The sequence below is a fragment of the Acinetobacter sp. YH12227 genome, from assembly GCF_013417785.1.
Lineage (GTDB): Bacteria > Pseudomonadota > Gammaproteobacteria > Pseudomonadales > Moraxellaceae > Acinetobacter > Acinetobacter gandensis.
On sequence record NZ_VPDH01000049.1, the window covers coordinates 23959 to 30715 of the forward strand.

Here is a 6757-nt window from a genome sequence, read left to right on the forward strand (position 1 = left end):
AATGCATATTTTATTTATAGGTTATGGTAAAACATCTCAGCGGCTTGCTAAACAGTTATTTCCGTATGGCCACCAAATTACCACAATTAGTCAGAGTGCAAAAACAGATTCATTTGCGACACATCTGCTTCAAGATGTTCATGCCTTAAATTTGCAGCAACTTGCGCCTATTGATGCTGCGTATGTATTGCTTGCACCGCCTGAAAGTTCCGTCGCCGCGTATCAGTGGACGTATGTCGATTCCGTGCAGCCGATTGTTGCCGCTTTGGCATCACACCCAATAAAACGCATTATCGTGGTGTCTTCAACCCGTGTATATGGTGAAAATGCAGGGGAGAAGATTGATGATAATTCAGCAACGCTGCCAAGTGATGAACAAGGTCATTTATTGTTAGAAATGGAACGCTTATATCAAGCAGCCTATCCTGAAGTCTGTGTCATCGTACGTCCTACAGGGATTTATACTGGCTCAAGAGCAAGAATGCAAAAATTGGCTGAAACGACACATCATTATCCGAATGTGCATTGGTCGAACAGAATTCATATAGATGATTTAGTCGGCTTTTTGGCATTTTTACTTCACGTGGAACATACAGAAAAATCATATATTTGTAGCAATAATTTGCCGCATCCCTTACATGAAAGAATACGCGAAATGCAAAGAGCCATGCATTTACCTGAATTAGTCTTAGACAGCCAACGGCAAACGGGGAAAAGGATCTTTGCAGAGCGAATGCAACAGAGTGGATTTAGGTTGCAGCATGACGAATGTTGAGAGTCATCAATAAAAAGAGTTTCTATTCCTTTTAAATATAATGGGCGTTATACAAAAAATTTCCTCAATCTAAAACTAAAGAATGTACTTTCTCGGAAACAAAAAAATAAGGGGTAGTTTTTTAAACTTGCCCCTTATATTTAACATTCTCCCAAAGCCAAATTTGACTCAAGAGAAGAGTTATAACGTTTATTTCTTTTTACGTTTCAGACGTTTTTTCGCTTGTTCGGCTGCAACTTTATCTAATGCTTCTTTCAGTTCATCATCACTAAAGGTGGTGATGTGCTGCAACATTTGTAAAGTGACATCATCCAATACAAGGTTGGCGTATTGAGCAACGTTTTGGAAGTTTTCATCAAATACGATGGCATTGTCTTCGTTGGTGCTGATGTAACCTTGTTGCGTTAATACTTTAATAAAGCTTTGAAACAAGGCTTTATCGAAGAATTCAGGTGAGTTGAACTCATATAACACAGATAAGCGCTGACCGACCAAATGGCTTAATTCTTCAACTTGACGTGTAGAAATGTTGCCTGAACCACGTTGAGTGATTAAGGCCAAAGTCATGTAATAACGCTCGAGACTTTGCATCACTGGTGCAGCCAATACCACCAATTGATTATGTTGTTCAGAGTTTGGTGCAGATGAAACTAAGTTGCCTTCAGCATCTTCACTAATCAGTTTTGCTTGAATCAATGCTTCAGCATAAGCACAGATTTGATCTTTTAGCTCCTCATCTTTCCATTTCAGGAATAATTCTGCTTTTAAGAATGGATACAGTGTGCGAATCACATTGATTAAATCGCCGCGACGAATCGAACCATTATGTTCAACCAATGCAGCAATTAATGATGGCAGAATAAACGCATGCAAAATGTTGTTACGGAAATAGGTCAATAAAATCGCCTGATTATCCGCAATGGCAATAATGTCACCTAAGACATGATTGACGCGTTTAATCAGTTTCAGTTTTAGACCATAGGCAATGATTTCTTTACCTGACAATGGCGTAACTTCCATACGGCTGTCGTATGGTAAGGCAGTCAAAAGGTCACGATAAGTATCTAGCTGCTTAATACAGATTGCTTCATCTAAAGTATGTTTAGATGTCGCTAATAAAATCAGTGATAACAATGAGACTGGGTTAATCACAGCAGCACGGTTAATGTTCTCTAAAATGGCATGCGCAGAACTGTTGATTGCATTTGAGACTTCTTGCGGAATTGGATCGTCATTTTTTTCTATTTTGATATTTTCAGCATGGTGTTGCTTTAACATATCATCTAAGAAAACGGGTTCACCAAAGTTCAAATGGACTTTACCGAAGATGCGTTCAATCTTACGTAGAGTCTTCATAATGCCAAGAATAGATTCGCCTTCTTTCGGCTTACCATTCATTTCACCCACATACGTTGCACCTTCCATCAAGCGTTCATAACCAATGTATGTTGGTAAGAATACAATTGGCTTGGCTGGATTACGCAAATGGCTGTGTACGGTCATTGCAAGCATGCCAGTTTTTGGCGGAAGCAAGCGACCTGTACGTGAACGGCCACCTTCAATAAAGTATTCCAAAGGTGTGTTACGTGACAAAATGCTATACAAATATTCTTTAAATACCGTGGTGTATAAGCCATTACCGCGGAAACTACGGCGAATAAAGAATGCACCGCCACCACGTAAGATTTGACCCACAAAAGGCATGTTAAGGTTATCACCTGCAGCGATGTACGGCACCATCAAGCCACGTTTATAAATCACATATGATAAGAGTAAGTAATCGATATGGCTGCGGTGACAAGGGGTGTAAACAATTTCATAGTCTTTAGCCAGTTCACGCACAGTGCTGAAGTTATGCACTTCAACACCGTCATAGAGCTGCGTCCACAGACGCGTTAAAGCTAAATCTGCAAAACGAACTGTAGAAGCTGAATAGTCAGATACGATTTCATTTAAGTAGCCAATTGCACGGCGTTCTGCTTCGACCATGCTAATTTTGCTGCGAATGCTTTCACGACGAATGGCATCTTGCACATCAGAGGATTTAATCAAGCCGTGCATGACATTACGACGGTCAGATAAATCAGGGCCAAGTACCACTTCACGTTGCGCATCTAAATAGTCATTTAAAGTGCTAATGATGTAGGTTGCAGGCGATAAGTTTGGATGTGTGGTTTTTGCATAGTCAATCAAACGACGTAAAGACTGTGGTTCATGAAATTCTAAATAAGATTGTCGACCATGCAGACCAATATTCACCAACTGCTTAACTTTGCTTGGGGTAGACCAAGTATCGGTAAAGAGTAGTTTGAACCATGAGTCTTCTTTGTCTGGCTCGCGGCCCCAAAGTACGGTCACAGGAATGAGTTCAATATCCAATTCTGGATCTTTGTCCAGTACATCAATCAAACGCAGCAAACGAGGTGGGAATGCATGTGGAGGTGGGTTTAACAGATTGTCTTCATCATGATGTTGTAAAAACACCACAGACGCTTTTTCTGTATGTGATCCGGTCACCAACGGGTCAAGTGCAGGATGTAGTTTTAATCGACGAGTTTCACCATCAACGATCAAAGCATTACTGCGAGAGTGATTTTGTAGAACGTAACAGCTAATTTTTTTTGTCTGTACGTCGGCATTTGCATCGGGTTCTGTCACTACAGGTTCAACGGGAACTTCGCCTAAAACATGCGGTGTTACCACGAGGTCAAGCAGTTTACTTGAAAGCTTCCGATACATTTGACCAAAGCCGCTCTTGGACATACACACTCCTACTTTTAATGACCAAAACCACAGAAATTCTGAGGGGTATCTATTTTGCGTAATTGTAATAAAAAACAGTATGTCATTTTCTGACAATTTGCATGGATATTGTAAGATTTTATCGTTAAAAAACGTATTTTTAGCAGATAAATTACATCATCTATGTGACACAGCAGTCAGTCAATCTTTAGGGTTTTAGTCAGATTTTATGGCAAAATGAAGCAAAATGGAAAACATCCACAGATTTTGCCGACTTAGGTAATTCCGAATTATAGATAGGTTTGTTATGAATGCCTTAACACAAGAGTTGGTTGATTTACTCAGCCTTGAAAAACTGGAAGAAAATATATTTCGTGGGCAAAGCCGTAATTTGGTTGGCAAGCGTGTTTTTGGTGGACAGGTATTAGGTCAGGCTTTACGTGCCGCATCTTACACCACAGATCGTCCGGCACATTCTCTACATGCCTATTTCCTTTTTGGTGGTGATATTAACGCGCCGATCATTTATGAAGTGGATCGGATTCGTGACGGTCGTAGTTTTGTGAGTCGCCAAGTTCGCGCGATTCAACATGGAAAAACAATTTTCATGTGTATGGTGTCTTTTGCTGACTATGAAGCGGGCTTAAGCTACCAAATTTCTGAACCTGAATATCCTGCGGTGGATCAGCTCAAAAATGAGGCTGAACTGAAAAAAATGATGGTGGAATTTGTGCCGGAAAATGTGCGTGCCAGCTTCATGCGTGACCGCCATGTTGAGATTCGTCCTATTAATCCAAGCAATCCGTACCAACCACAGCCAGAAGCGCCAAGCTATGCACATTATTTGCGTACACATGATGCGATTGCACCCGAAGTGGACGAGATTTCTTTACACCAAGCAATTGCAGCATTCTATTCAGACTTTACCTTGATGACGACGGCTTTACGCCCACATGGTTTAAGTTACCTGTCACCAAGTTTGCAGTGTGCCAGCATTGATCATGCAATGTATTTCCATAAACCATTCCGTGTGGATGACTGGATGTTATATGACATGGATGCAACAGTAAGTGCGAGTTCACGCGGTTTGAACTTTGGTCGGATGTGGCAAAATGGTGAATTAGTATGTAGCACGACGCAAGAAGGTTTGATTCGCTTACGTGAAATAGAAACCCAATAATCTAATATGTGTATCAAAAAGCCGAATCTTGTGATTCGGCTTTTTTACTTTTATATGCTTAGTGGCAATGTGGAAGCTCTGAAGGGGAATGTTTATGGCAACCTTGTTTGGTGCTTGTGCCTGAAGAGTGTGCATAAACTGTAGAGATGCTACAAATAAGTGCAGAAAGTAATAAAATTCTTTTCATAAGTGTACCGTTTTGACCCATTGTTAAAATTTATATGCACTGAACTAGCACGATGCATGCCACATCAAATAAATACATCTAAAATGCTGTTGAGCCTTTGCAGCATTATTGCAGAGTATGTGACAAAAAATTCCTCGATTCTCTATAGTCTGCGTGGCATAGTGCCTACACAGAAATCATGATAAAAGCATGCAGAATGAGCTTAAATACACAGATTTTATTGGCTGCAATATTAGGTGTAGCTTTTGGTTTTATTTTAAACCTATTTCCTGAAACCCAATTTTTGAGTGCCAGTCTCTATGGGCTGGGTATTGCCAGCAGTATTTTTATTGGCTTGCTGAAAATGCTTTTAGTGCCACTGATCTTCAGTTCAATTGTGGTGGGCGTGTCTAACCTACAAGCGGGTGGTCAACTGAGCCGCACCTGGAAAATCACCTTGGCTTGCTGCGTGACTACCACGACCTTAGCACTGATCTTGGGGCTTGCTTGTGCACATCTGTTTAAAGTGGGGCAGGGTGTGGACATTGTGATGTTCCAGGATGCAATGAATCAACACCAAACGCCAGATACATTGACTCCAGGTTCGTTCTTTACCAATTTTATTCAAAATACCTTAATCAATCCGTTTAAAGCTTTTAGTGAAGGCAATGTGTTGGCTGTGGTGGTGTTTTCGCTGTTTTTGGGTGTGGCCTTGGTCAAGGGTGGTGAGAAGTTTCGTAGTGTGCGGAAGTTAAGCCAACAGTTTTTTGACATCATGATGATGATGATTGGCTGGGTAATGAAACTTGCGCCGATTGGTATTTTTGCTTTGCTGGCAAAATTAATTGCTACTGAAGACATTTCTGTGCTGAGCCGTTTAGCGGAATTTGCAGCCGTTGTCACTGGGACGACCATTTTTCATGGTGTCGTGGTATTGCCTTTATTGTTGTGGATTTTTGGCAAAATGAATCCAATCACCTTTTTTAAAGGGACACGCGCAGCACTGATTACTGCCTTTGCTACCAGCTCAAGTTCGGCAACGATGCCTTTGTCCATGAAGTGTGCGCAGGAAAATTTAGGTGTGCGTCCACAAACTGTGGGTTTTGTCATTCCTTTAGGAACACAACTGAACATGGATGGCACTGCATTGTATGAAGCAGCTGCCGCTTTATTTATTGCGAACTTAATGGGCTTGGACTTAACACTCGGGCAGCAGCTCATCGTATGTGCAACCGCGATGATCGCTTCTTTAGGTGCACCGGGTATTCCAAGTGCAGGGATGGTCACCATGATTATGGTTTTACAATCGGTGGGCTTGCCGGCAGAAGCGATCGCAATTTTACTCCCGATTGACCGTCTATTAGATACGGTTCGGACAGTGGTGAATGTTCAAGGTGATATGATGATTAGTGTTGTTGTTGATCGTCATACGCGTGATCTAGACATGCCTATTCATTCAAATTAAATCTGGGTTATACGCAATTTCCCATAAATGACCATCTAAATCCTGAAAATAACCTGCATAGCCACCGTAAAAAGTGGTCTGTGCGGGTTTAACGATCCTTGCACCTGCATTTTCAGCTTGACGCATGACTTGATCGACCATGGACTTACTTTCTACATTATGTGCAAGAGAAATTTGGGTTGGACAAAACTGGTTAGCGGCTAAGCCAGTGTCTCTGCTTAAGCTTTGCTGTGGCCAAAGTGCAAGTTTCAAGTTGTTTTGCAAATCAAAGAACGCGACGGCACAATTTTCATATTCAGTGCCTATCTTAAAGTGAAAGAGGACTCCACCCGACAGTCAGGGTGGAGGTGAATTTCAAAGATTTTAACCTTGTTGGTTTTCAATGTATTTTTTAATAATATCCAAAGGTGCGCCACCACAAGACCCTGC

4 protein-coding genes and 1 pseudogene are annotated in these 6757 nt (G+C 41.3%); 3 read left to right on the top strand and 2 right to left on the bottom strand.

All coding sequences use genetic code 11. The features are described from left to right. The first annotated feature begins 1 nt into the window (after position 1). Positions 2-775, top strand: coding sequence for a sugar nucleotide-binding protein (locus FTV09_RS11510; RefSeq protein WP_180058382.1), 774 nt, complete (start codon positions 2-4; stop codon positions 773-775). A 189-nt stretch (positions 776-964) separates the two neighbouring features. Here the strand turns inward: FTV09_RS11510 and plsB are convergent, their stop codons facing one another. Next, a complete protein-coding gene (gene plsB / locus FTV09_RS11515; protein WP_180058383.1) occupies positions 965-3538 on the bottom strand; it encodes a glycerol-3-phosphate 1-O-acyltransferase PlsB in 2574 nt (857 codons plus the stop codon). Between the two features lie 286 nt (positions 3539-3824). Between plsB and FTV09_RS11520 the strand changes: the two genes are divergently transcribed. Next, positions 3825-4697, top strand: coding sequence for an acyl-CoA thioesterase II (locus FTV09_RS11520; RefSeq protein ID WP_067762927.1), 873 nt, complete (start codon positions 3825-3827; stop codon positions 4695-4697). Between the two features lie 383 nt (positions 4698-5080). Next, entirely contained in the window at positions 5081-6328 is a 1248-nt protein-coding gene (locus FTV09_RS11525) for a dicarboxylate/amino acid:cation symporter (protein WP_180058384.1), read from the top strand. Here FTV09_RS11525 and FTV09_RS11530 read toward each other — a convergent pair. Next, positions 6320-6634: pseudogene (locus FTV09_RS11530) on the bottom strand (VOC family protein); the annotation flags it as partial. The gene FTV09_RS11525 and the pseudogene FTV09_RS11530 overlap by 9 nt on opposite strands. Between the last annotated feature and the right edge of the window lie 123 nt (positions 6635-6757).

Coding starts and splice junctions, on each gene's coding strand:
- FTV09_RS11510 (WP_180058382.1), top strand. CDS start 2: ATGCATATTTTATTTATAGGTTATGGTAAAACATCTCAGCGGCTTGCT.
- plsB (WP_180058383.1), bottom strand. CDS start 3,538: ATGTCCAAGAGCGGCTTTGGTCAAATGTATCGGAAGCTTTCAAGTAAA.
- FTV09_RS11520 (WP_067762927.1), top strand. CDS start 3,825: ATGAATGCCTTAACACAAGAGTTGGTTGATTTACTCAGCCTTGAAAAA.
- FTV09_RS11525 (WP_180058384.1), top strand. CDS start 5,081: ATGAGCTTAAATACACAGATTTTATTGGCTGCAATATTAGGTGTAGCT.